General features: G+C 49.0%; 23 protein-coding genes and 2 pseudogenes. 11 read left to right on the top strand and 14 right to left on the bottom strand.

Going from position 1 to position 21,021, the window contains the following annotated elements; translation table 11 throughout:
- Positions 1 to 56: 56 nt before the first annotated feature.
- The 3 genes from M2400_RS11905 to M2400_RS11895 all read right to left on the bottom strand — a co-directional run bounded on the left by M2400_RS11905 (position 57) and on the right by M2400_RS11895 (position 3,003).
- A complete protein-coding gene (locus M2400_RS11905) occupies positions 57 to 698 on the bottom strand; it encodes an oxidoreductase (protein ID WP_010174756.1) in 642 nt (213 codons plus the stop codon).
- Between the two features lie 28 nt (positions 699 to 726).
- Positions 727 to 2,445 (bottom strand): C13 family peptidase, encoded by a 1,719-nt coding sequence (locus tag M2400_RS11900; protein WP_259196705.1) that lies wholly within the window; start codon positions 2,443 to 2,445, stop codon positions 727 to 729.
- Positions 2,446 to 2,547: 102 nt separating this feature from the next.
- Positions 2,548 to 3,003, bottom strand: coding sequence for a MaoC family dehydratase (locus tag M2400_RS11895; RefSeq protein WP_010174760.1), 456 nt, complete (start codon positions 3,001 to 3,003; stop codon positions 2,548 to 2,550).
- 165 nt (positions 3,004 to 3,168) lie between these two features.
- Here M2400_RS11895 and M2400_RS11890 point away from each other — a divergent pair, with 165 nt between their 5' ends.
- The 4 genes from M2400_RS11890 (at position 3,169) to M2400_RS11875 (ending at position 5,163) form a co-directional block, all read left to right on the top strand.
- On the top strand, positions 3,169 to 3,531 hold the full coding sequence (locus M2400_RS11890; protein WP_177043294.1) for a CidA/LrgA family protein: 363 nt from the start codon (positions 3,169 to 3,171) through the stop codon (positions 3,529 to 3,531).
- Entirely contained in the window at positions 3,528 to 4,244 is a 717-nt protein-coding gene (locus M2400_RS11885) for an LrgB family protein (RefSeq protein ID WP_177043295.1), read from the top strand. Before M2400_RS11890 ends, M2400_RS11885 begins: the two co-directional genes overlap by 4 nt.
- A 21-nt stretch (positions 4,245 to 4,265) precedes the next feature.
- Entirely contained in the window at positions 4,266 to 4,856 is a 591-nt protein-coding gene (locus M2400_RS11880) for an LON peptidase substrate-binding domain-containing protein (RefSeq protein ID WP_259196710.1), read from the top strand.
- Positions 4,857 to 4,956: 100 nt separating this feature from the next.
- Complete coding sequence (locus M2400_RS11875) at positions 4,957 to 5,163, top strand: hypothetical protein (protein ID WP_177043297.1); 207 nt, start codon at positions 4,957 to 4,959, stop codon at positions 5,161 to 5,163.
- Here the strand turns inward: M2400_RS11875 and M2400_RS11870 are convergent.
- The 6 genes and pseudogenes from M2400_RS11870 to M2400_RS11845 all read right to left on the bottom strand — a co-directional run bounded on the left by M2400_RS11870 (position 5,160) and on the right by M2400_RS11845 (position 9,510).
- On the bottom strand, positions 5,160 to 6,476 hold the full coding sequence (locus tag M2400_RS11870) for a bifunctional DedA family/phosphatase PAP2 family protein (protein ID WP_177043298.1): 1,317 nt from the start codon (positions 6,474 to 6,476) through the stop codon (positions 5,160 to 5,162). The two genes, M2400_RS11875 and M2400_RS11870, sit on opposite strands and share 4 nt — an antisense overlap.
- A 112-nt stretch (positions 6,477 to 6,588) precedes the next feature.
- Positions 6,589 to 6,972, bottom strand: a pseudogene (locus tag M2400_RS11865) (DNA-3-methyladenine glycosylase); the annotation flags it as partial.
- A gap of 358 nt (positions 6,973 to 7,330) precedes the next feature.
- Positions 7,331 to 8,047 carry a hypothetical protein gene (locus tag M2400_RS11860; RefSeq protein ID WP_259196711.1) on the bottom strand — a complete coding sequence of 239 codons (717 nt, stop codon included), beginning with the start codon at positions 8,045 to 8,047 and terminating at the stop codon, positions 7,331 to 7,333.
- Between the two features lie 70 nt (positions 8,048 to 8,117).
- Positions 8,118 to 8,324: a hypothetical protein gene (locus M2400_RS11855; RefSeq protein ID WP_259196712.1), complete on the bottom strand. Its 207-nt coding sequence runs from the start codon at positions 8,322 to 8,324 to the stop codon at positions 8,118 to 8,120.
- Positions 8,325 to 8,668: 344 nt separating this feature from the next.
- Entirely contained in the window at positions 8,669 to 9,124 is a 456-nt protein-coding gene (locus M2400_RS11850; RefSeq protein WP_259196713.1) for a hypothetical protein, read from the bottom strand.
- A gap of 2 nt (positions 9,125 to 9,126) precedes the next feature.
- Entirely contained in the window at positions 9,127 to 9,510 is a 384-nt protein-coding gene (locus tag M2400_RS11845) for a hypothetical protein (RefSeq protein ID WP_259196717.1), read from the bottom strand.
- A gap of 443 nt (positions 9,511 to 9,953) precedes the next feature.
- On the opposite strand from M2400_RS11845, the gene M2400_RS11840 reads away from it, so the two are divergent.
- The 5 genes from M2400_RS11840 to M2400_RS11820 all read left to right on the top strand — a co-directional run bounded on the left by M2400_RS11840 (position 9,954) and on the right by M2400_RS11820 (position 13,398).
- Positions 9,954 to 10,904, top strand: coding sequence for a hypothetical protein (locus M2400_RS11840; protein WP_259196718.1), 951 nt, complete (start codon positions 9,954 to 9,956; stop codon positions 10,902 to 10,904).
- On the top strand, positions 10,895 to 11,290 hold the full coding sequence (locus tag M2400_RS11835) for a hypothetical protein (protein WP_259196719.1): 396 nt from the start codon (positions 10,895 to 10,897) through the stop codon (positions 11,288 to 11,290). The genes M2400_RS11840 and M2400_RS11835 overlap by 10 nt, the downstream gene beginning before the upstream one ends.
- Positions 11,291 to 11,307: 17 nt before the next feature.
- A complete protein-coding gene (locus M2400_RS11830; RefSeq protein WP_259196720.1) occupies positions 11,308 to 11,964 on the top strand; it encodes a hypothetical protein in 657 nt (218 codons plus the stop codon).
- Between the two features lie 17 nt (positions 11,965 to 11,981).
- Complete coding sequence (locus M2400_RS11825) at positions 11,982 to 12,476, top strand: hypothetical protein (RefSeq protein ID WP_259196722.1); 495 nt, start codon at positions 11,982 to 11,984, stop codon at positions 12,474 to 12,476.
- Positions 12,477 to 12,798: 322 nt separating this feature from the next.
- Entirely contained in the window at positions 12,799 to 13,398 is a 600-nt protein-coding gene (locus M2400_RS11820) for a hypothetical protein (protein WP_259196724.1), read from the top strand.
- Between the two features lie 24 nt (positions 13,399 to 13,422).
- On the opposite strand, the gene M2400_RS11815 is transcribed toward M2400_RS11820, so the two are convergent.
- The 5 genes and pseudogenes from M2400_RS11815 to M2400_RS11795 all read right to left on the bottom strand — a co-directional run.
- On the bottom strand, positions 13,423 to 15,159 hold the full coding sequence (locus M2400_RS11815; protein ID WP_259196725.1) for a relaxase/mobilization nuclease domain-containing protein: 1,737 nt from the start codon (positions 15,157 to 15,159) through the stop codon (positions 13,423 to 13,425).
- On the bottom strand, positions 15,149 to 15,610 hold the full coding sequence (locus M2400_RS11810; RefSeq protein WP_259196726.1) for a hypothetical protein: 462 nt from the start codon (positions 15,608 to 15,610) through the stop codon (positions 15,149 to 15,151). The genes M2400_RS11815 and M2400_RS11810 overlap by 11 nt, the downstream gene beginning before the upstream one ends.
- Before the next feature lie 76 nt (positions 15,611 to 15,686).
- Positions 15,687 to 16,319, bottom strand: a complete 633-nt coding sequence (locus M2400_RS11805) for a hypothetical protein (protein WP_259196728.1) — start codon at positions 16,317 to 16,319, stop codon at positions 15,687 to 15,689.
- A gap of 603 nt (positions 16,320 to 16,922) precedes the next feature.
- Positions 16,923 to 18,560, bottom strand: a complete 1,638-nt coding sequence (locus M2400_RS11800) for a recombinase family protein (RefSeq protein WP_259196729.1) — start codon at positions 18,558 to 18,560, stop codon at positions 16,923 to 16,925.
- Between the two features lie 40 nt (positions 18,561 to 18,600).
- Positions 18,601 to 18,921, bottom strand: a pseudogene (locus tag M2400_RS11795) (DNA-3-methyladenine glycosylase); the annotation flags it as partial.
- Between the two features lie 176 nt (positions 18,922 to 19,097).
- On the opposite strand from M2400_RS11795, the gene M2400_RS11790 reads away from it, so the two are divergent.
- Together M2400_RS11790 and nadD are read left to right on the top strand one after the other, a co-directional pair.
- A complete protein-coding gene (locus tag M2400_RS11790) occupies positions 19,098 to 20,363 on the top strand; it encodes a glutamate-5-semialdehyde dehydrogenase (protein ID WP_259196730.1) in 1,266 nt (421 codons plus the stop codon).
- Complete coding sequence (nadD, locus tag M2400_RS11785; protein WP_177043301.1) at positions 20,363 to 21,007, top strand: nicotinate-nucleotide adenylyltransferase; 645 nt, start codon at positions 20,363 to 20,365, stop codon at positions 21,005 to 21,007. The genes M2400_RS11790 and nadD overlap by 1 nt, the downstream gene beginning before the upstream one ends.
- The last annotated feature ends 14 nt before the right edge of the window (positions 21,008 to 21,021 follow it).

The raw sequence follows: 21,021 nt of genomic DNA, 5'->3' as shown, positions 1-21,021 counted from the left end.
CGGTCAGTGTGGGAGCCGGGCTTGCCCGCGATGAGGCCAGCCGGCCCACTGCAAAACTACTTGCCGAGCTTGCGCAACTCATCCGACTCCACAACCCGCACCCCATCCTGCTCTTCCAGCGCCAGCCGCCACATCGCCCGCGCCAGTTCGCACACTTCAATGCCGTGGTACTTGCCCGGAATCAGTCGCGACAATGGGCCAGCCAGTTGCTCGGCCAACCTTGGCTCCAACCGTTCACCCAGCAGCAACGAAGGCCGGACAATGGTCAGTTGTGGCCAACCCTGAGCTTTCAACGCCTGTTCCATCTCACCCTTGACCCGGTTGTAGAAGATCGAGGATTTCGGGTCGGCGCCAATCGCGCTGATCACGATCAGGTGCCGCGCGCCCATTTCCCGAGCACGCTTGGCGAAGGCCACGACCATGTCCAGGTCGACGGCACGGAAGGCTTCTTCGGAGCCGGCCTGTTTGATGGTGGTGCCCAGGCAGCAGAAGGCGATGTCCACCTGGCCGCTCAGTTGCGGCAGGAACACCGCCGGGTCACCCACCGGGTTTTCCAGGTGTGGATGCTCGGCCAGCGGCTTGCGGCTGGGTGCCAGCACGCGGGTCACGGTCGGCTCGTTGAGCAGGCGGTCCAGCAGGTGTTCACCGGTCAGGCCGGAGGCTCCGGCGAGCAAGATATGCTGAGGCGTCAGGTACATGATGTTTCCCCCTTGGTACAGATTCAGCTTAGTTGCTCTTGGCTTCCTTGCTATTCATTGAGACGCTTTCCAGCGCTTTTCGTGCCTGCTGTTTGCGTAATAATTGCCAATGGGCGATGACGCCTTTGGGGGCCCAGATCTGCGGCTCGGAGGCTTCGAAGTTATCCGCCTGCTCGCGTTCGGCCACGTGGGTTTGCGCCAGCTTGAAGGCTTGCTGCAAATCATCGGTCTGGTTGAAGGCCTGGGCGAAGAGGGCGTCGCCGAAGTAGGTGAAGTCGGCCTCTTCGGAGCAGCCGAACGACACGCGGTCGGCGCGTGAGGCGGTCATGATCAGGGTGTGTTCGTCTTTGAGGGCCGGGATGAACCCCCCGGAGTAGCAGGCTGAAATCACCACGATCTTGTCGCGGTTTTTCAGCGGCGCCATTACCGCGGCCAGCTCATCGGCTGGCAGGTCGGCCAGTTCCATGCGCGGCTGGTCGAGCACCAGTTCGTGTTCGTGGGTGCCATGGCTGGTCAGGTAGATGAACACCAGGTCTTGCGGGCCGCTGCGTTCGGCGAGGGTCTGGACCGCACGGCGCAGGCTTTCGCGGGTGGCCATGGGGCGGTCGGCGATATGGTCGCGGTGGTTGACCAGGCGGATCTGGCCATAGGCTCCGAATCGTGTGGCGAGCATGTTGCTGACGTAGTCGGCTTCACGCAGGAATACGCTTTGTTTGCCGTCGCCGGCCACCACCAGGGTGTACAGCTCCACCCCTGATTTGGAGGCGGGCACCGCGGCGAGGGCCTCATCCAGCAGGCGGCCCTGGGCAAACAGGCCGATCTCCAGCGGGTCAGGCAACAATTTGCCATCGGCGTCGCGCACGCGCATGCCGTTGACCCAGGTGCCGGCCTGCACCGTGCCGTCGGTCAGCACCAGGGTGCCGCGCCCTTGATAACTGTCGCTGTCGAAGCCGCCAATATAGAAGCTGCCGTCGGTGAGGTTCAGGCGGCCCTGGCCGGTGAAGCGCCAGTCGACGAATTGGCCCACGTAATGGCTGCCGTCCACGCCAATCAGTTCGCCCTTGCCGCTGAGGGCGCCTTCCTTGAACTCGCCGATCCACACGTCGCCGTCGGCGTTTTCATAGCGGCCCTTGCCGTTGAGCTGGTTCTGCTTGAAGTGGCCGATGTACATGTCGCCGTCGGCGCTGTTGAAGGTGCCGTTGCCCTCCAGTTGGCCATCGACGAAGTGGCCGCTGAACTGGTTACCGCTGTCGTCGTTGCGCTGGCCTTCGCCGTTGGGTTTGCCGTGGGCGAACTGGCCCTGGTACTGGCTGCCGTCGGCCAGTTCGAGGCGGCCGAGGCCGGAATACTGGTCGTCCTTGAATTCGCCGCGATAGGTCATCTGCCCTTCTTTGAGGGTGCCTTCGCCGTTGCGCTTACCTTGCTTGAAACCGCCGACGTAGCTGTTGCCCGGCGTGGTCAGGCTGCCTTGGCCGTCGAACTGGCCTTGCTGGAACTGGCCTTTATAGACCTCGCCGTTGCTGCCATGCCATTCGCCCTGGCCGTGCCACTGGCCTTTGTCGAACTGACCGGCGTACCAGCTGCCGTTGGGGTAATCCACCCGGCCCTGGCCTTGCAGCAAGCCATTGACCACATCGCCCCGGTAACGACCGCCATCGGGCAGCCGCGCATCGGGCGGCAACAGCGATTCGCCGTCGCCGCACGCGGTGAGCAAAAGGACAAGAGCAAGGGGAGCGAGTGGGCGCATAGCGGGATCCGGATAATTGAGCGCCGAGTATGCCGCAGCTGCGAGATCTATACATAAATTTACATGAAATGTGGTGAGCAGACGGGCTCACCACGGCCCGGCTCAGACGAAGCAGAGTGACAACGACTCCGCAATGTACGCCGGTTTTTCCTGGCCATCGATTTCCAGGGTGCAAGTGGCTTTAAGCAGCCATTGCCCGGGCTTTTTCTCGGTGGCGTCGGTCAGGGTCACGGCCAGGCGCACCCTGGAATCCACCTTCACCGGCTGGATGAAACGCACGCTGTCCAGGCCATAGTTGACCGCCATCTTCAGGCCCTCGGGCATGATCAGGATGTCTTCGATCAGCTTGGGTATCAGCGACAGCGACAGGAAACCGTGGGCGATGGTACCGCCGAACGGGGTCTGGGCGGCTTTCACCGGGTCGACGTGGATGAACTGAAAATCGCCGGTGGCCTCTGCGAACAGGTTGATGCGCTCCTGGTCGATGGTGAGCCATGCGGAACGTCCCAGTTCCTTGCCGACATAATCCTTGAGTTGCGCTACGGGTACTGAGGGCATTGCGACTCTCCTTAGTTCGTCATTTTGTATTTTTGGACAGGTCCAGAGAACCAATGTAGATCATCATGGGCACTTGGCCCGGTCAACCCACCATGCTTTTGGCGAATGCCGTTCCATAGAGGCGGCGTGCTTATAATGCCGACACGCTTTTGGGGAGAAGAACGGATGCTGTTACGCGGTCTGACATGGCTGGTGCTGTTTCAATTGCTCGGCACGGCCATCAATCATTTGTTTGTCCCGGTGTTGCCGGGGCCGATCATTGGCTTGTTGCTGATGCTGGCATACCTGGTTTGGCGCGGCGAAGTCGGTGAGCCCCTGAGCCTGGCGGCCAGCAGCCTGCTGCGTTACCTGCCGTTGCTGCTGGTGCCGCCGGCGGTGGGTGTGATGGTGTATGCCAAGGACATCGCTGCCGACTTCTGGGCCATCGTCGGCGCGTTGGTGTTGTCGCTGGTGGTGGCCATGGGCTTTGTCGGTGTGCTGATGCAAAAGCTGGTCAAGCGCCAGGCGCAGCGGGAGGAGGGCCAATGACCGTGGATTGGCAGGGCGCCTGGGCTGCGGTGATTCATCATCCCCTGTTCGGCATCGGCATCACCCTCGGCGCCTATCAACTGGTGCTGGCCGGTTTCGAGAAAACCCGCTGGATCTTCCTGCAACCGGTGTTGGTGTCGATGCTGCTGGTGATCGGTGTGCTGCTCGGGTGTGGCCTGACCTATGTCGAGTACCGCAAGAGCACCGAGATCATGAGCATCCTGCTGGGGCCGGCGACGGTGGCCCTGGCGGTGCCGCTTTACCTGAATCTGCGACGGATTCGCCAATTGTTCTGGCCGATTTTTACTACGCTGGTGATAGGTGGCGTATTGGCCACCGGCCTGTGCGTGCTGTTGGGCTGGTGGTTTGGCGCGGAACACATGATGCTGATGACCATGGCGCCCAAGTCTGTAACCTCGCCGATCGCGATGCTGGTGGCTGAGCAGATCGGTGGTGTGGCCGCCTTGGCGGCAGTGTTTGTGCTAATCACCGGGGTGATCGGCGCGATGATCGGGCCGGCCTATTTGTCGCGCCTGGGCGTACACAGCCCCGAGGCGCGGGGCATGGCCCTGGGCATGACCGCCCACGCCGTGGGTACGTCGGTGGCCTTGCAGGAAAGCGAAGAGACCGGCGCCTTTGCCGCGCTGGCCATGAGTCTGATGGGCGTGGCCACGGCAGTGTTCCTGCCGTTGGCCGTGTCGCTGGTTATTTAAGTCGGGTTTAAGGAAACCTTTATGAGTCTGGCGCTTTTCCCGCTCAATACCGTGCTGTTTCCCGGGTGCACCCTCGACCTGCAACTGTTCGAGGCGCGTTACCTGGACATGATCAGCCGCTGCATGAAAAAGGGCGAAAGCTTTGGCGTGGTGTGCATTCTCGACGGCAAGGAGGTCGGGCTGGCACCGGATGGTTATGCGTTGATTGGCTGCGAAGCGCTGATCCGTGACTTCAAGCAGCAGGACAATGGACTGCTGGGGATTCGGGTCGAGGGTGGCCGGCGTTTTCGCGTGCGTGACACCGGTGTGCAGAAGGACCAACTGTTGGTGGCCGAAGTGCAATGGCTTGACGAACACCCGGAGCAGCCCTTGGAAGAAGAAGACGCCGACTTGCTGGCGTTGCTCTACGCCCTGGCCGAGCACCCGATGGTGGCGTCCCTGGACATGGGCACCCACGCCGATGGCCAGCAAGCCTTGGGCAACCAACTGGCGTACCTGCTGCCCTTCACCGAAGCCGACAAGATCGACCTGTTGCAGCTCGATGACCCGCAGCAACGGCTGGATGCGATTCAACTATTGCTGGATGAGCTGCAGGGCGAGCTGTTCACCTGATCAGAGAGTTTTCCGCTGCGATCTTCAGATTTTTCGTCGTTGTCCTGATCCCGTTGCCTGAAATAGTTGGCAATCACGTAACGATGATCAGGGGAAAAGGATGATTCGGCTTTCGCAGGCAGAGCAGGTGGTATGGGATGCGTTTTTTATGGCCATCACCACGCAGATACTTCATTTGAACGACAGTCGCGGCGCGGAGTACATCGCCGAACGCGCCGCGGATATTGCTGATGAAATGCTTCTGGAGCGGCGCGAACGCAGTGTGGAACGCCGCGCTGCCCCATCGGATTGGCTGGGCCCTGCTTAGTAGGCATACCTGAGAAGCGCGTGGGACGTGCCGGTAAACGCAATGAAGCCGAGCACCGCCCCACATACCGGCAATATCAACCACCAGACTTTCGGCGGCATCGGCGGCAACAGGCTGCGGTGCTGGCTGAAGTGCAGGCTGAAGGCACAGACCGTCATCGCCAGCAGGGTGCCCGCGAGGATGTCCGTGGGCCAGTGGGCGCCCAGGTACACCCGGGACACGGCGATGGTGGCGGCGGGGATGCAACCCAGCACCAGCCAGGTCAGGCGCAGGCGGGTAGGTTGACCGCGACCGGCCAGCACCGCCAACGCCAGGAAGAACGCAAACGAACCGGACGCATGGCCACTGGGCATGCTGAAGCTGGTGAGCGGGTCGGTCAGCACTTCGGGGCGCATCCGCGCAAAAAACAGCTTGGTGCCGGTATTGATCAGCGCGGCGCCCAGCAGGGTGGCGCCGACAAAGATTGCCTGGCGCCATTGCCGCGCCACTACCAGCAGGCCCGTCAGCACCGCGCTGGCGACGAACATCTTCTTGAACTCGCCGAGCTGGGTCACCATCACCATCGCCCGGTCGATCGCCGGGCCGCGGTGTTCCTGCACCAGGGCCATCAGCCCCTGGTCAAAGTCGTTCAGGTAGGGATAGCCGATAAACAGCGCAATCAACAGTGTGCCGCCGATACAACCCATCCACAGGGTGGCGCGCCGGTGACCGCGCAGGCTGCTGTTGAGGCTCACGCCGATCAGCACCGCAAGGCACGCGACGACAATCCCGGCCTCCGGCCAGAACCCTTCGGGCAACGGCAGGCGGAAGGCCGCGCCGGTGGCCCAGCCCGGCAGCAGATACGCCACCGACCAGCCCGCGCCGGCCAACAGGCTCACGGCGGCAAAACGCGGGAAGGGCATGTCGCACATGCCGGCGACCATCGGCAGCATTGGCCGCAGCGGGCCAATGAAGCGTCCTACCAGCAGGCTGGCGATGCCGTACTTCTGGAAGTAAGTCTCGGCGCCGCTCATCCATTCAGGGTGATGCCGCAGGCCCGGAAGGCGCCGGATGTTCTGGTGGAAATGGCGACCAAGGAAGTAGGAAACAACATCGCCCAGTAGGCCGCCAAGGAAGCCCAGCAACAGCGTTTCCCCCAGGGACAACGCGCCGCTGCCGGCCAGTGCGGCGATGGCAAACAGCAACACCGTGCCCGGTACGATCAGGCCGGCAATAGCCAGGCACTCCACGCACGCCACGATAAACACCGCCACGGCCAGCCATTGCGGGTTCAGGGTCAGCCAGCCGGTAATGCCATCGAGCCATGGGCCCATAAAAACAACTCCTTTTTGTAGATCGTCCTTGTAGGGGGCCGGCTTGCCGGCGATGGCGTCCTTGAGTCCGCTATCGCCGGCAAGCCGGGCTCCTACAGGTTTATGTAGGTTTTCAAATCAAAAAATAGTCGCGGCCTTCGACCTGGCCCCGGCGCAGCGGGTTCCGTGTGCAATACGGCGCATAGCCGGCATCGACGAAGCGGTACATCAGGTGTTCATCGCGACCGCCGGGAATGCCCAGGCGGGTGGTCTGGATAACCTGGCCGGGCGCCAGGCCTACGTCTTCGACGTACAGCAACTCTTGATCAAAGCGCTTGGCGTCCCACATCGGCACCTTCAAACCCAGGGCCTTGCACAGCAAGGTCTGGCCGGCACACAGCTTTTGCGAGGCGCGTGGCCTGCCGCTGGCGTCCGGGTTGTTCAACAGCATCTGCGCCAGGCTGGCCGGGCCGGACACTTCATCGGCCCATGGATAGGCCGATTTGATCAAGACGGTAGCGTTTAACCTGTGATTTTTTGGGTGTCTTCTCATGACCGGAATCATACCGAAAGCCCCGGCTTTTCTCACTCCGTGGGATTTCTCCGGTGTCTGACGCAACCGGACAAATGACCTTTAAAAGCTCCTGTGCTTCGATCAGGGTGGTTTGATGTGCGGGGACTTGTACCCGTGCAGAAAATCGCCGGATACGCGGTGATATGGCCGCTACGCGGGGCCGTGCGGTGGCTCGGCTATTCTGGTGACGCTTCGCTTTAAAATCACAAGCTTTTAAAGTCAAGATAAAGGGCCTAAGCACAATAGACCATATATGGACGAAAACGGAAAATTGACATTAAAAAAGCCCTTCCGGGCTGGTTTAGATTCGCATCATGTCTACTAGACTTTTATAGTGTTTGTTCGTCTCATTAAATGTCACCATCACATCAACACCATCAATTGTATAAACAGGGTTTAACAATGATGGTCTTGTGGCTTTTATTTCTTCGCTTTCTGTTTCTTGATAGTCAAAGGGCTTTAACGTTTGAATCATCGTTAAATGGCCTAAATTGCATTTTAACGTTTTCACCACCTTGCGATCTTTTACGAGCGAGGTCGTTACTCTGTATTCATATTTTAACTCTTTAAAAAAGAAAAAGTCTCTTGGTGTTAAGGCTTCATCAAAAGCCAACCTAACAACCGGCTCAATATCCACATTGTTAATCGCTACTAAATCACGAGCGGCTATCAATCTAGAATATTTCTCACAAGTCGAAATTGTCGAAATTGCTTTGTATTTTTTTGTCTTGCATATCTTGATTACTGAATAATCATAATCAAACTGATCATCTAAGTTGAACAAGTGGATTTTTTTCTGCGTAGATTCTTCGTATTCTTCTGATTTGAAATAATCATTAAACACATAATTGGCGTTAGTAATTGCTGATGGTATTTTGGTGACCAATAAAAATCTTGTTGGGTTTTGATAGTTGTTAGTAAAATGTGTATCGCCGCCAACTGGAACAAATGAACCGCATGTGTAAAATGCTTGCTCTGCTAATTCAACTAGATTAAATTTCTTTTTGATGTTTGTCATAAATCTCCTTCTGTGTGTTAATTTGGCTTAAAAGGTGGTTTTACCCAACCTTTTAAATGGTCTTTCTTTTTTAAGCATCAAGCTCATTAAGCAAAAGCTCTATTGCTTTTATTTTCAATAAGCATTGCTCATATAAAATCTCATTTTTAGCGTCGTCTTTGGTTGATACATACAAAGTATCAACAAAGAATAACTCTAAACTCTCTTGCTCGTTATTAGCATAATTCAATTGACGCTCTAAATATTCTTTCACTACATTCATTTTTTCTTTATTCATTTTAATTACCTTTCTAGTTGGCTTACTTTAATTAAAACATTTAAAAGTATAAAGTCAATAGAAAGGGCCTAACTAATTTAATGTATAGGGCTTATTGTCCAACCCTATTTTTAAACAATGTTCAACCTTAAATATATTTTCAATCTGCTATTGACACGTAACTTATGGCTTACGAAAGCCATAAAACGACCATTGCAAAAATGGCAAAACTCAAAAATTTGCAAGATTTTCTAAAATAAAATTGATGATTTTTTATTGAAAAATAAATAGTCAAAAGAAAGGGCCTAAACCAAACAGGCACAAAAAAGCCCCAATCAAGGGGCTTAATTTTTTCTCAAAAAATGTCAGGCAGTGACAGGAACGCCGCCGAGCTTTTCAATCAACACATCGAATGAATTAACATCGTTTTTCTTCATCAGGTCAGCCAGATAATCAGCGTATGTACTGAATCCGAGTTTCTCAATTTTCGCACCGACAGCCCCCGCTTTCTTGCTTTGTAGGATCGTCTCTACGCCATCAATCACAACTTTAAACTTCGGGGCTTTCGCCTTTGTGGTCTTTACGCTCACGCTTTTGACGTTTTTAGCGGCTGTTTTTACATTGTGAAGGGAATGCACCACGTCGATAAAATCGGCCACGTTATAGCCGTGTTTCTCTCGCAGGGCTTCAAGCTCTTCAACAAATTTTAGAACCTTGGCTTCTTTCTCATCAGCTTGAAGAGTCTTGATTTGTTCAGCAATTGCGTTTTGTTGTTCAGCAATTGCGTTTTGTTGTGCGAGTAGATCAAGCAATTTAGACATTGTTAAACAACCTTATGTAATTGACGGAGAAAAATGGAAAAAGTGTTTTCCATTCTAAAATAATATTCAGGCCAGTTGCTTTCAACTGTTTTAGATATTTCTTCTTTTATTATTTGTAGATTTTCTTGGCTTTCGACCTCGGATTCCCGAAGCCCAAGCGTGTAAAGAACAACGTAAAGCGTGTAGGCTTTCAACGATGCTCTTAAACCTGCATCAACACCAAACAGCCCCATATCTACGTTAGTTTTAAGCTGCAATACTTTATCGCAATACTCGTCGAAATGAAGGCAATCTAATGCCTTACCATCTCTTGGATCTCTCCACCACTGATCAACTAAGACGCTGAAAACGACTTCTTTGTATTTACCTAAATCGTTATCTGTCATTTCCACCCTTCCATTGATCAAAAAATGGATTTTAAAATCAATCCTTGAAAAAGTCAAAATAAAGGGCCTAGGCTCTAACCAGAAAGATTTTAAGATTTTAGATCCACCAGAAGGGTTTTGACGTTCTGCCCTCATATTTTATATATACATTTACGTAGTAAATATCTTTTACCCTCCTGAAACTATCAAAAAAGCCCGCAAGAATAAGGGAAATCGCAAATGGCTGGTTATAGTTAACTGTAACGGAAACATCGAAAACCACGTTTGTGGTTATAGTTAACTGTAAGATCAAAAATCAATTGTGTCGGTTTTTTCATTAAACAAAGGATAAAACAAATAGCATTAAAATACGGTTTGATATTTATGTAATTTTTTTGCCGTTAGCTATTGATAAATGCAAAAATTATGGTTTGATATGTATATGAATTAAGGATTTTATAACCATGGAATACATTATCACGACAAAAAAAAGGAAAGTCGCAACGCTAGAAAACTATATTTCAGTGCCTAAATTATTCCTTGCTTTGCCATTTTTTACGCCTAAAAACTCGACTTCAACTGAAAGTATTATCAAAGTTGAAAAGTTCGGGGAATTGAAAGATATAAAAATGAAGTCCGTCAATCTCTCAGTTATTAGAGATTTTGAGGTTTTTCTTTTCTTGATGAAAAAAGCATATTTGAAAAAATCAAATACCTTTAAATTCGACAATACTGAAATATATAAGCTTTTAAATATAGAGACTAATCATCGCGACAGCTTCATAAAAGACGTTTTTATTAACATGATTGAAGAGAAATTGAGTTCAATTGATATTTCATATACAAAAAATGAAAACGGCATAAGCACGAGATCAGGCTTTAAATTTATTGAATATCGACAAGTAGACAAAAAAACAACGTCAATAAGATTAAGCAAAGAATTTATTGAGTTTTTCAATGAGCTTGAATATCTCTACGATATACCGCTCGAAATTTTGGCTTTATTAAGAAATGAATATCAACGAATTTTGTATATCCTCTATGTGTGTAATAGAAAAAATGCGACCAATTTTTTTACTGTTGAAGATTTAAGAAAGCGTTTCAACGTATCAAATAAAATGTTAGATAAAACGTTTGTGATGAACATAAGAAAAGCAAATGATTCATTGTTAGCTCTTGGGCTAATTACTAAATGCGAAGAAGACAAAGAGGGTGGTAAGAAAAACGGCAAAACAATGACATTTAAAGTCGATTACACATATAAGACTTTATACACAGATTTAGGCAAGAAAAAGGCGGCGGCTGCTAAGAATTTAGATGCTTTTAAAAAGCCGATAAAGGTCAAAAAACCTAAGATTACAGAAGAAGCTGAACAACCAAAAATAACAGATGAAGGAGATTCGGAATGGATATAGAAGAAATCAGAGAAATAGATTTAAAGCACGTCAGCCTAGCCGCTCAGGCGTTGATTACGCACATTGAAAGCATATTGCCAACAATCCCTAGCGAGCGTGTAAAACAGCTCGTAGCGATGTTGCTAGGCACCGCTATCAGCAAGGGCGGGAATGTGGCCATGTTGCGTCAGATTTTGTTGTTCGCAGTGACAGCAATTGAAAGTAGTGCATTGATTGAACACAAGATGGATAACAACGATCTTGAATACAACCCAGTCACAGGGGAAATACTCAGTGAAATAAACGTATTGCCAGCCATGCTTCCAGTCGAAAAAATGCTGAAAGAAATTAACGAAAAGAAAGCATCAAAAGCAAAACCAAATGAACAAAAACCGCCAGCGGTTTAACATCGATCAGGAGAATGATGAATGTAAGAAATGTAATCACCTTTTTAACACTGCTTTTCCTTCCTGCCGTCGCATTCGCTGACGGTGATGCAACCGCCGCCCTTGTTGAAATGATTTCGGGATACATTGGGCTAATCAAGCTTGTTGTTTTTTTGATCGGGTTCATCGTTTTCATTAGCGGTGCGTATAAGCTGATTTTGCTTACTGAACAGGGCGGAAAAATGGCAAAAGGTGTCCCGCTCATGTTCATAATTGTTGGTTCAATAATGATGAACCTTACAACGTCCATAGGTGTGTTTGGAAACACCTATTTTAAGGCCGGAGACTTCTGTTTCGTTGTTTCCGAAGGTGCGATAAATAACGCCTGTATGAATACAGAAATATCGGGGCTTACTGGTGAGCTAAAAAGCAGAATAGAAAAGCTTTCGAGTGGAGGCACAGCCGAAAAGTTTTTGGAAAACATTCAAATCATCATTGGGATTTTTCAAATTATTGGTTTGATTTATTTTTCAGTGGGTGCCTATGGATTAGCACAAGTTGCGAATGGATCATCAAAAGATAGCGGTTACGGTAAACCCATTATCACAATGTTTGCGTCTGCATTGATTGTCGATATTCCGCACACCGCACAAATGGCAATCGACACATTGCACAAAATAGGAATTAACTTTTAATAACCATGGGGGAAATTATGAAAAATACGATATTGCTTTTAACGCTTTTATTCTCAGTTAATGCTCTAAGTGCAGAAAGAGCACCGGCATGGTGGAAAGACAGCACATGCAAACAAACAATGAACAGAGATTGGCTGCTGCTGGTTGCCGATGGTTACAGCCGTGCAGAAGCCACTAGAAGAACGAACGAAAATTTTAAAACGTGTATTTGTAGCACTGGTGATGAATCTAAAAGTGCCGTTGATTCACTTCTAGCAAATTATGAAATCGAAATGATTTCAGAGAATACGGGAAGCATCATAACCGTACCTATTAAATATGGTCGAGATTTTACGATTATGTGGATAGGTCAAAGTCGTGAGTGTTACATAAATGTGCATACGACAGAGCTTTGTAATAACGCTGGTTTCATGGGTGAAGCACGTCAGTCATACAGAGTATTTGAGACATATGACGCGAAAAATAACCTTTGCGTGACGGATGTTGATAACAAATTTTTCAAAGGCGAATAATTAAACAAGCAATACATGTGAAATAAAAATAAGCCCGGAGCGGGCTTGTTTCTCGCATTTGATTTTTTAATATTATTATATATAATAATATTAACAACATCTTTTCTAACATGAAAACATCAAATTTAGTAACACTAGTAACAGCCATCGCGGTCGCTTCTTTCCTCGTTTCAATTTACTTCGCAGTATCCGCCAATTTTTACACATTCACTTTTATATTCTTGATCGCCATTGAGTGCCTTGGCATTTATGCATTATTAAATTTGAAAGGTGAAGCAAAAAGGAGAGAAAACAAAACAAACAACACTAATGAGGTATCACAATGATTAGACTTTCACTTTTAACAATCGCAATTTTTGCTTCAATGTCAGCTAATGCGGCTTACCAATTACGCTATCCGCTAGAAGAAAAGCTTGGCGGGTCATTGCCTGATAATTCCTTGACGTGGGTTGGTGATACCAATGGCGGGACTGTGGGTGGCGGTGGTACTGGTGGTGGTGATGACGGTTCAACCATTGATCCAACACCAGAGGAACCGGAATCACCAGAAGCAAAACCAGAAAGAAAGCTTATTGCCACTCTTAATTTTACGCCGCTTTATGGTCAAGGCGAACCAAATCTATTAACAGAAAATAATCTAAATGTTTTTGTTATTCAAACATCAACATTTGCAATCAAAGGAGCTTTGAACCACAACCAAAATTACTACATTACTAATAATGGTAATGAATGTAAATATATTGCTGACGTTTGCACAATGAACGTTAATTGCGTTTATTCAAGAAGCGGATTAAGTGGAGCTTATACGATGTTATCAGTCAGCCAAAGTGAAGCGGCTGCTTGTTTTGACTTTGAGATAAGAAACTTCGATAAGAAATATTTAAAAAATGTCACGATATACGACAACCCAAAAACAGAATGAAGAAAACGCCAAGAAGGCGTTTTTTTATTGCGGTATAAATTTTTGAAGTCTACGTTTTTTGTTCTCATGTTGTTCATTTTCTGCTTGTTTTTGACTTTCTTTATTCTGAGCGTCAAGCACTCGCATTTCTGAAAGCATTTCATTCATTGGGCCTTGTGCGTCATGCACAGCGAACACATCAACGATTTTTTCAAGAGCACCTTCCATTACTCCTGCGGCAATAGTTGCAGCAGTTGAAGCGGCATCCATTCCAGCATTTTTTACGCCATTAGCGGCATCCGCTACCGTTGGTTTTTCTGTTTCTATTGCTGTTGGTTTTTCAGTTGATTTTATTGCCAACGGTTCAACTGTTTTTTCAGCAACTTTTTCAGTTGGTAAAGATTTAATATTGCTATCTTGTGACCTGTTGTAATATTTGGTTTTATCTTCAAGTTGTCTTTCGAGTTCTTCAACGTCTTTCTTTGAAGGTTTAAAACCTTCAAACGAGTAGCCTTTTTCACTCATAGACATTAGGTGAAATTGCAACCACATTTCACGTTTAAATTTTTCACCACCAGTGACATAAATGTCGCGATTGTTTTTATCTTCCATGAGTTTTTGCAAACCAGCTTTTGCAGACGATGGGGTAACTCTGTCGTACTTAACAGTCCCGGTGGAGGCTTCAAACTCAAAAGCTTTTTTATCATTTCTATTGAAATAGTAATTGCCATCCTCATCGTGATGATAATTCACATACAATGTTTTTTGATGACCTTGAAAATTTTTATAATTGCCATTGTCATAATATTCCGCATATTGCTTTTTTTTCTCAACTCGTTGCTGCTCTGCATACTTTGAACGCCAGTCGGCAGCGGCATAATCGTCGTAATCCGCATCATGATCTGTTGCTTGATTGGCTGGTGCTTTTGCTGCTGACGATTGATTGGCGGGTGCTGGTGTCGGGTCTTGTGATGGGGCTTCACTGGTAGGGGCCGTAATCGAGCCAGAATCATCATTCCCAGGCTTATCTGTGTGAAGTGATGCAAGCGTAGCGGCAAACTCGGGATCGTCGCCTAATGCTGCTTTTAAGGTCTTGTAGGACACAGCAAGGTCGGAAGCCTTGAAGGTCTGACCATCTTTGGTCATTGAATACGCATCTTTGCCGCTGTGGTGAATGTCGAAGCCAGCACCATTGGCAAGCATCAAGAATTCAGAGGGATTCAACGCATTATCCAGAATGGTTTTTAAATCTTTTTTAAATTTCTTCTTGTATTCATCTTCTGTCTTTGGTTTGCGATGTTCATTGTACAAGCCATATTTCAATTCAAGCTTTTTGATGATTGGGTTGTAATCGATCATCTTGTTATTGACCTTTTTGGTTTCTAAGTCAGTAAGGTGGATCATGGCGTGTACGTGATGGTGCTTGGTGTTCCTTTCAACGACGAACATAGTATGTCTATTTTCACTCAGGCCATTTTTAACGCCGTTTTTTAAATAGACCTCTTTCGCCATTTCGATCATTTGTGCATCTGTAAATTTGTCGCCTTCACTTGGGTGCAATGACAATGAATTGAATTGATAAAGGTTCTGTTGGTTGGGGACGCGAGCACTTTCAAAAATCTTTTCTATGCGGTTGGCATAGGCTTGATTGCTTTCGCCATCAAGTCTTTCAATTGAGCAATCAATTGCGTCGCCTTCGGGATTTAATTTCAATTGATACATTGCAGAATTCGACACGCCACGACTATAGCCGCCTTTTCTCAATTTCATTTTATTGATCATGTTTGGCACCTTTCTTTTTCTTTGATTTAACAAATTCCTTCAAGGTCAGTTCTGCTGAACATTTAACGTTATCCTCATAAATGCAAAATGTATTCACGGCTTTTTCTAATGTTGTGGCAAACGCCAACATGGCGGCGAGATTCTTACCGTTGTCTTTTTCAAGGTAGTTGATCAATGTCTTAAATTTTTCAGGTTGGGATTGAATAAGGTTCAAACCCTTGATTATGTTTTTACCTAACCCGCCAGCTTTTGCAAAAACGTCGTTATAGCTCTCAATCTCATTGATCAAGATCACGTTTGCGTTATTGACTGAATTCATTACGAGATCAGCAACTGACGTTGAACCAGTTGCAGCCATTGCGGCTAGTAGGGTGTCTTTTTCTTCTTGCGATACGCGAAGGGTAAAACGTTTGTCGCGGTTTCTTACTCTTGGTTTTTTGTCATTGCTCATGTTTCTCCTGATCGGGGTTTGTTTTAATTTGGTGAACAAAGGCCGGGGCCTATTGTTCAATGGTTTGCTTCTCTTGCTATTCGCCGGATTTAAAATGTCCACATCTTACTAAGTGGTCATAATGCTTTTTGATTTGCTCCGGTGTCGCCCATCTTATCGGTGTGAATTGCTGCAGTTCGTGTGGTTCATTGCATTTATACATTCTGATTTTTGAAAGCTCATCAAAAAGACTTTTTGTTTCTTTCTCGATCAAATATTTAGTCATTTCTACGTTCGTGCGTTGGATATTATTGAATACATATTCTTCCAACCAGTTTTTCAAGATTGCTTGAAAGTCACCACTGTGAAAATCATGGCCGTAGTAGCGAAGTTCGATGAATACTGACGCAATAGAACTTATCACTCTGGTATCAATCTGCGGGTAAACTGCGGCAAATTCTTCTTGCGTGTACCAGCTATAACAAGTGATTTCTTCCGTTCTGCCACAATAGCGAAGGTTTATTGTTTTATCTCCGATCCTATGGTGCATTTCAATGTAGGTGTCTTCCATGTTCACACTTACTTCTTCATCAAAGTCAAAATCAAAGTCTTTTTCATCAGCGACAACCGCCATTGGTGGTTCGTCCTCGCTATTGAAACCTGTACTTGTAATAGGATCACTGAAATCGAAATCATCATCGTCATCTTTCGGGTTTTGTTTGTCTGTCATAATTTTCCTCATGTTTATGGTTTATTTTTATAGCTCGACGAATACCCGTCGTTCTTCTTCTTTGCCAAGGCTGCATAACAGTCTTCGCATAGCCAAGCCTCTATATATGCACGACTATTTTTTACTGCTTTAAGTTGGCAGCATTTAACGCAAGTTCTAAATTTGTCATATTTACTCATAAGTCCTCATGGTTGGTTTTTGATTTTTCTTTAATGTCCGAAGGCATTAAAGGGGGCTTTCTTTTGACTTTCTGTAATATCCGAAGGTATTACAGCAACGGGCTTTTGACTTTGCTTTTGCCTTTGATCTTGATTTTAGTTTTCAAACGAAGTGCGAAAACCAAGCGGCCCGTCCCGAAGGGTGGACAGACACGACGAAGTCAGTGGCAGTCCAAGGGCCTTGCTTGCAAAGTAAGAAACCTTTAATAATAAATTATCATATATTATAGTGCTGTCAAATTAGTGGACTGCCAACTATATAAAAATGTGGACTGCCAATTTTAAGACTGCCAAAAAAAATAGCCATCCAAATTTGGACAGCCATTTTATACCGTTTGATTTTTAGACCATATTCAGAAAGCATGTTAAACGTTTGATGGCTAGATTATTGGGGTGTGTATTCTTTGGCGGCTGCATACATGGTTTTAGTCATTTCATCCATATTGTAATCATGTACCCCCACATCTTTCATCATTTGCCGGGTTATTCCATTTTTAAATTCAATTTTTACAGTGGTGTTAAAAAAATGAATGTGCATGCTGTTTATAATCTCATGTAGCACAAGATTAATTTTTGCACGGGTTTCATAAGTGCCATTGTCTTTAAGTTCTTCGATGGCGTTATCTACGTTGGTGTTATAGACGTTTAATTGTGAGATTTGAGCGTGTAGCTCAGTGCGTTCAATTACCAAGGCTTTATTGTCATTTTCTGCGTTCTTAGCGGTTTCAATCATGAAAGCGGGAAGATCGCCAGTTTCAATAAATGATTTTTGAAAGTTTTCAAGAAGCTTTTGATTTTTCTCGATCTTGGTTTCAATCGCCCGGATTTTTTTGATTAGTTGTTCAAGTGGGTTATTTTCGTTTAGAACGTCCGCAAGGTTGATTTCTTGAATAGTTTTCAACATAACAGCCTCAAAATCGTCATAACGCCAACGGGTCAATAAACATTCTTTTGTAAATTTAGCTTTTTTACATACAAGATAATTTGTAGATTTAGGAACCTTTGCACGTTTATCAATGCCGGAATTTAATAAGTGGACGGGGCCACCACAAATCGAACATTTCAACAATCCGGTAAAAAGGTTGGTGAATAGCTTCCCCTTGCGACCTTTGCGGGTCGTATTAGCGGCGGTGATGCGTTGGCATTGCTCAAAGGTTTCACGGCTTACAATCGCCGGAAAATAGCCTTCAATGGGTTCACCAGCGGGAACTAGATCACGTTTCCCGGTGCCTTGTTTTTGGGGTTGATAAAATCCGAAGGTTGCCGGGTTTCTCAACATTTTTGAAATGATTGAAGGTTCCCAGTATTCCGCACCTTTGAAAGTCGGAATATTTCGCTCATTCAAGATGTTTTTGATTTTCAGCGAACCATTCCCATTTTGATAGAGATCAAAGATTAGGCGGACGGTTTCAGCTTTATCAGGATTGAGAACGTAGCGACGGCGTTTAATCTGTTTACCTTTGCTTTCGTCCATTACAAAAAATGATTCTGTATCAAGCCACGCCGGGGCCTGTGCGGTCATTGCAACGCCATGACTGGCGGCAAGCTCTCTTTTAAAAGCCCAGTTTTCTAGACCTTTATCTGATTTTGCTTGGCTTTCTTTGTTGGCTCTTGAAGCGTCAATTGACAAAGTGATGATTGAAAAAACATCAATTTCGGCAAGGATTTTTTGTTCTTTGTCGCTAATGATGGCTAATTTCAAGCCTTTCGACAGGATCGTATTGACCTTTAAAAGTGCGTCAATCGGGCCGCGACGGGTTAGACGGTCGATGTTTTCGAGTGCGAACACATCACCTGGAGAGAATTTTCCGGCTTCTAGATCGGTGAAGAACCGGGCAAGTTGCTTTTGCTCGGCATCGTCGGAGAACGACGAACGTCCAATGTCTTCAATTGAATGACTTTCATCGAGCGAAAGCCCATTTCTTGAGGCAAAATCAGCGATCAGTTTTCGCTGACGTTCAAGCGAAAAGCCTTTCAACTGCTCGCTTGTAGACATTCGAAGGTATGAGATTAAACGTGCCATCTGCTGCCGCCTGTAAGATCCGATCTTACAGGTATTATACGCCCGACTTGATCAGCACCGCATTTCCCGGGCCGTGAGCGCTGAAGTTCAGCGAGTCACCGCCGCGGGCGTAGTACATATAGATGTGGCCGCCGTCCAGAAACAAAGCCTTACGCTTTTCTGTGTAGCCCAGCGACGCGTGGCTGCCTTTTTCGGCGAGGTAATAGGCTTCGGTTTCAATAATTCGCGCTGACAGCCACAAATCGCCGACGCGATGGCGAATGACTTTTCCGAGCAATTCCCGCGCGAGCAATTGCGCGTCACGGTCGAAAAAGCCGTCGGGCAGGGCGTTGGCGGGGATCAGCGGAGCAAAACTGGACATGGCGATCAAAGGTGACAGGGCTAAATGTGACAGGATGATAACAACTCCAGCCTTAATTCCCGCTGAACGTCAGGTTTTTACAGTTCATTTCGACCATCCGCCCCTCACCGCTGTCCGTAGGACGGCGTCACAGCTATAATCTGCCGCTTTCCTCTTTGCCAAGACCCCACCAGACCATGACTGAGTCCGTTCTTGACTACATGACCCGCCTGGGTCGCGCTGCCCGTCAGGCCTCGCGGTTGATCGCCCGTGCGAGCACCGCGCAGAAGAACCGCGCCTTGCTGGCGGCCGCCGACGCTCTGGATGCTTCGCGCTCCGAGCTCAGCGCGGCCAACGAACAGGATTTGGCCAACGGCCGGGCCAATGGCCTGGAGCCGGCGTTGCTGGATCGCCTGGCGCTGACGCCGGCCCGTATCGACGACATGATCGAAGGTTTGCGTCAGGTGGCCAAGCTGCCTGACCCCATCGGTGAAATCCGCGATATGCGCTACCTGCCGTCGGGCATTCAAGTCGGCAAGATGCGCGTGCCCCTGGGCGTGATCGGCATCATCTATGAGTCGCGTCCAAACGTGACCATCGACGCCGCGAGCCTGTGCCTCAAGTCCGGCAACGCTACCATCCTGCGGGGCGGTTCCGAGGCGATTAATTCCAACCGCGCCATTGCCGCGTGCATTCAGCAGGGCCTGGCCGTGGCCGAACTGCCGGCCGAAGTGGTGCAAGTGGTGGAAACCACCGACCGCGCCGCCGTTGGCGCGCTGATCACCATGCCGGAGTTCGTCGACGTGATCGTGCCGCGCGGCGGCAAGAGCCTGATCGAGCGCGTGAGCCGCGATGCCAAGGTGCCAGTTATCAAGCACCTGGATGGCGTCTGCCACGTGTTCATCGACGTCGCCGCCGACCTCGACAAGGCGATCCGCATTGCCGACAACGCCAAGACTCATCGCTACGCCCCGTGCAACACCATGGAAACCCTGCTGGTGCACGCCGGCATTGCCGAGCGCGTGCTGCCGCCGCTGGCTGCCATCTACCGCGACAAGGGCGTCGAGCTGCGCGGTTGCGAACGTACCCGGGCGATCCTCGGCAGCGACGTGATCGAAGCCACCGAGCAGGATTGGTACACCGAGTACACGGCGCCGATCCTTTCGATCCGCATTGTCGACGACCTGGACCAGGCCATCGACCACATCAATAAATACGGCTCCAAGCACACCGACGCCATTGTCACCGAGCATTTCAGCGATGCCCGGCGTTTCCTCAACGAAGTGGATTCCGCTTCGGTAATGGTCAACGCCTCGACGCGCTTTGCCGATGGCTTCGAGTATGGCCTGGGGGCGGAGATCGGTATCTCCACCGACAAGCTCCACGCACGCGGCCCGGTTGGCCTGGAAGGGCTGACCAGCGAGAAGTACGTGGTCTTCGGTGACGGTCATGTGCGCACTTGATGGGTAAACGCATCGGGCTGCTCGGCGGTACCTTCGACCCCGTGCACATCGGCCATTTGCGCAGCGCCCTGGAAGTCGCGGACGCCCTCGGGCTGGATGAGCTGCGCCTGGTGCCGAATGCCCGGCCGCCCCATCGCGACACGCCGCAGGTGTCTGCGCAGCAGCGCCTGGAGATGGTCCGCCTCGCTGTGGACGGCATTGCACCGCTGGTGGTGGACGACCGCGAACTCAAACGCGACAAACCGTCCTACACTGTCGACACCCTGGAACTGATGCGGGCCGAGTTGGCCGCGGATGACCAGTTATTTCTACTTTTGGGCTGGGACGCGTTTTGCGGCCTGCCCACTTGGCACCGCTGGGAAGAGTTGCTCCAGCATTGCCACATCCTGGTGCTGCAACGCCCGGATGCCGACGCAGAATCGCCGGATGCCTTGCGCAACCTGCTGGCAGCGCGGTCGGTAAGTGACCCTTTGGCCCTGACCGGGCCGAGCGGGAATATTGCATTCGTCTGGCAAACCCCGCTTGCGGTGTCTGCCACCCAGATCCGTCAACTGCTGGCCAGCGGGAAGTCGGTACGTTTCCTGGTGCCTGACGCGGTCCTGGCCTACATCGATGCGCACGGGCTTTACCGTGCGTCGAACTGAAAAGGCGCGCTTGA

Origin of the sequence: Pseudomonas sp. BIGb0558 (genome assembly GCF_024807515.1) — a bacterium.
Lineage (GTDB): Bacteria > Pseudomonadota > Gammaproteobacteria > Pseudomonadales > Pseudomonadaceae > Aquipseudomonas > Aquipseudomonas yamanorum_A.
Note: the sequence above shows the minus strand (reverse complement) of the source record. Positions and strands in the feature narration are given on the sequence as shown.